Consider the following 3,563-nt stretch of genomic DNA (forward strand, 5'->3'; position numbering starts at 1 on the left):
TCGGGGTCGTACAGGCCGTCCAGGTCCCAGCCGCGGTCGGCCGGGAACGCGGAGATGGCGTCGGTCCCGGAGGCGACCAGCTCCCACAGGTCGTCCGGTGAGGCCACGCCGCCGGGATAGCGGCAGGCCATGCCCACCACCGCGATCGGCTCGTGCCGTGCCGACTCCAGCTCCGCCAACCGCGTCCTGGTCCTGTGGAGTTCGGCGGTGGCGCGCTTCAGATAGCTGCGGATCTTGTCGTTCTCCGCGGTCATCGCTGCCCCCAGTTTCCTGTCGTACGGTCGGCCCTCGGTCCGGTCACGGCTGCTCGTCCGGGCGCTCGTCCGGATGTGCGTCCAACGGCTCGTCCAGTTGTTCGTCCAGTTGTTCGTCGAGGAACGCGAAGATCTCGTCGTCGGTCGCCTCGTCGAGCCGGTCGGCCACGGTCGTCGCGGCGACTCGGGTGCCGTCCGCACCGGACGCCGGTCTGTCCAGAGCGGTCAGCAGGCCGACGAGCCGTTGGCGCACATCGGCGCGCCGGCCGTCCTCCGCGTCCATGAGGGCGACCGCTCGCGCCACCTGGTCGATCCCCGTCAGCACGGGATCCGCGGCCGACGTGCCCGGAGCGGGGGCCGCGGCGGGCAGTTCCGCGTTGATCCATTCCGCCACCTTCCTCGGCGTGGGACGGTCGAAGGCGAGCGTGGTCGGCAGGCGCAGATCGACCAGGCGGCCGAGCCGGTTGCGCAGCTCCAGGGTGGCCAGGGAGTCGAAGCCGATCTCGTGGAAGGGCCGTTCGGGATCGATCTCCGTGGCCGACGCGTGGCCGAGGACACCGGCGACCTGTTCGCTGACCATGTCCAGCAGGGCGGTCGCGCGTTCCTCGGGGGGCAGGGCCGCGAGGCTTGCCGACGGGCCCGGCCCTGACCCGTCCCGTACGGACGTCGCCGTGGTCGTGCGATGCCGGTGCGGGCGGGAGGGGACGAGGGCGCGCAGCAACGGCGGGACCGAGGCCGGGCCGTTCTCCCTGGCCGCGCGGCGCAGCGCCGCGCTGTCCAGCAGCAGCGGGACGAGCAGGGCGGGGCCGTCCCGGTACGTCGTCAGGGCCTGGTCCAGCAGTTCGAGGGCCTGGTCGGCGGGCATGGGCAGGATGCCGTCCCGGCGCAGTCGGCGGAGCGCCGTGGCATCGAGGCCGCCGGCCATGCCGTCCGGTCCGTCCCACAGCCCCCAGGCCAGGGAGACCGCCGGCAGCCCCGCCGCCCGGCGAAGCCGCGCGAACGCGTCGAGCACGCCGTTGGCGGCCGCGTAGGACGCTTGCCCCGGACGGCCCAGCAACCCGGCCGCGGCGGAGAACAGCACGAAGGCGCGCAGCGGATGCCCGAGCGTGGCCTCGTGGAGGTGGCGTACGGCGTCGGCCTTGGCCCGCAGCACGGTGTCGATCCGCTCCGGAGTCAGCCGGGCGAGCGCCCCGTCGTCGAGGACACCCGCGGTGTGCACGACACCGGTCAGCGGATGCTCGGACGGGACGCCGGCGACCGCCTTCCGTACGTCGGCCGGATCGGCCAGGTCGCAGGAGACGAAGGTGGCGTGGACGCCCAGCTCGGTGAGTTCCCGTTCCAGCGCGGCGGACTCCGGCGCGTTCGGGCCGCTCCTGCTGACCAGCAGCATCCGCCGTACACCGTGACGCCTCGCCAGGTGTACGGCGACGCGTCGGCCGAGCGCACCGGTGCCGCCGGTCAGCAGGACGGTGCCGTCCATGCCGTGGGCGGTGGGTGCGGCGTCCGCCGGGGCCGGCGGCCCGGCGGCCCCGGCGGGTGTCAGCGCCGGCGCGAGCATGACGCCCGCCCGCAACGCGAGCTGGGGCTCGTCCGAGGCCAGCGCCGTGGCCAGGGCCGCACGGGACTCCGGGGTGTCGTCCACGTCGAGGAGGCGGAAACGGCCCGGGTACTCCGACTGCGCGGAGCGCATCAACCCCCACAGCGCGGCGCCCGCGAGATCCGGCACATCGGTCTCCGTGGCCTCGACCGCGCCCCGGGTGAGGACGACCAGTGTCGTGCCGGTGGTCAGGCGTTCGTCCTCGACCAGTGCCTGGACGAGCGAGAGACCGTGGGCGAGGGTCGCACGGACGGGATCGGGCGCGGTCGCGGACGTGATCGCGGTCGCGGTCGCCGGGGGAGGGGAGCCGGGGGTGAGTGCAACGACCAGGGGGGCGGGTCCGGGCCCCGGTGTCATGGCGTCCGGAGCGGCACGCAGGGCCGCGAGGTCGGCGTGGGCCGTGGCGTGCGCATCGGGCAGGAGGGCGCGCAGAGCCGCCGCCGTCTCCTCCGCATCGGCGCCGACCACGGCGTAGCGGCGAGTGTCCACGAGGCCGGCCGAGCCGACCGGCTGCCAGTCGATGCGGTACATCGGCGCCGCCGGAAGGGCGCCCAGGGTGCTTGACGGCACTCGACGCAGCACGAGCGCGTCCAGGGCGAGGACGGGATCGCCCGCCGGATCGGCGGCCCGCACGGAGAAGGCGCCGCCGTCCGACGGTGCCAGCCGGACCCGGACCTGCTCGGCGCCGGTCCCGTACAGGGTGAGCCCCTGCCAGGAGAACGGCAGCAGGGTGTCCTGCCCACCGTCCGCATCGGGGCCGGACTCCTGCCACGGGCCTCCCGCCCGCCACGGGTGCAGGGCCGCGTCGAACAGCGCGGGATGCACACCGAACCGGTGCTCTTCCTCCCCCGCTCCGGCCACCGCCTCGGGCAAGCGCACGTCGGCGAAGACCTCGTCCCCACGGCGCCACGCACCGGTCAGCCCGGTGAAGGCCGGACCGTAGTCGTAGCCGGTGGCGGCGAACTCCGCGTACAACTCGTCCACGTCGACGGCCTCTGCCCCGGGCGGTGGCCAGGCCCCTGCCGCCCAGTCCGCCCAGTCCGCCGCCGGCGCGGCCGGTTCCGCGCCCGCCAGAACACCGACGGCATGCGTGGTCCACTCCGCCCCGGTCTCCGCCTCCGGCCGGGCAGCCACCGTTACCGCGCGCCGCCCGCGCTCGTCCGGTGCCTCCACCAGCACCTGGAGCTGGACGGCGCCCTGCGCGGGAAGAGCGAGGGGCACCTGGAGAGTGAGTTCTTCCACGGCCCCCGACCCCGTCTCCTCGGCAACGCGCAGCAGCAGGTCGGCGATCGCCGTTCCGGGGAACAGCACCGCACCGGCGACCGTGTGATCGGCCAGCCATGGGTGCGCCGCGAGCGTCACCCTGCCGGTGAGCAGAGTCGCCCCGCTGCCGGCGATCGGCGTCGCGCCGGTCAGGAACGGATGGTCCTGCCAGACCAGGCCCAGGCGTGTCGCCGCCTCGACGTCCGAACGCCCGCTGTACGCAGTCGAGTTCGGCATCCAGTAGGCGCGGCGTTGGAAGGGATAGGCCGGCAGCGGCACGCGCTGAGCGGGGATGTGTGCGGGGTGGAGGGTGGTGGTGTGGCCTGTGGTGTGGAGGGTGGCGAGGGCGGTGGTGAGTGTTTCTGGTTCGGGGTGGTTGCGGTGGAGGGTGGGGATGGTGGTGGGGGTGGTGGTGAGGCAGTGGTGGAGGAGGGTGGTGAGGGTGGGGT

Annotated in this window: 2 protein-coding genes; both read right to left on the bottom strand. The window is 74.4% G+C overall.

What is annotated here, in order from left to right:
• The coding region (locus ACF07S_RS33380) for a beta-ketoacyl synthase N-terminal-like domain-containing protein (protein ID WP_391975915.1) at positions 1–254 on the bottom strand (254 nt) is incomplete at its 3' end.
• A gap of 43 nt (positions 255–297) precedes the next feature.
• Positions 298–3,563, bottom strand: a 3,266-nt coding sequence (locus ACF07S_RS33385) for an SDR family NAD(P)-dependent oxidoreductase (RefSeq protein WP_391975916.1), incomplete at its 5' end; no start/stop codon positions are given.

Source organism: Streptomyces sp. NPDC016640 (genome assembly GCF_043076215.1).
In the GTDB taxonomy this organism is placed as follows: Bacteria; Actinomycetota; Actinomycetes; order Streptomycetales; family Streptomycetaceae; genus Streptomyces.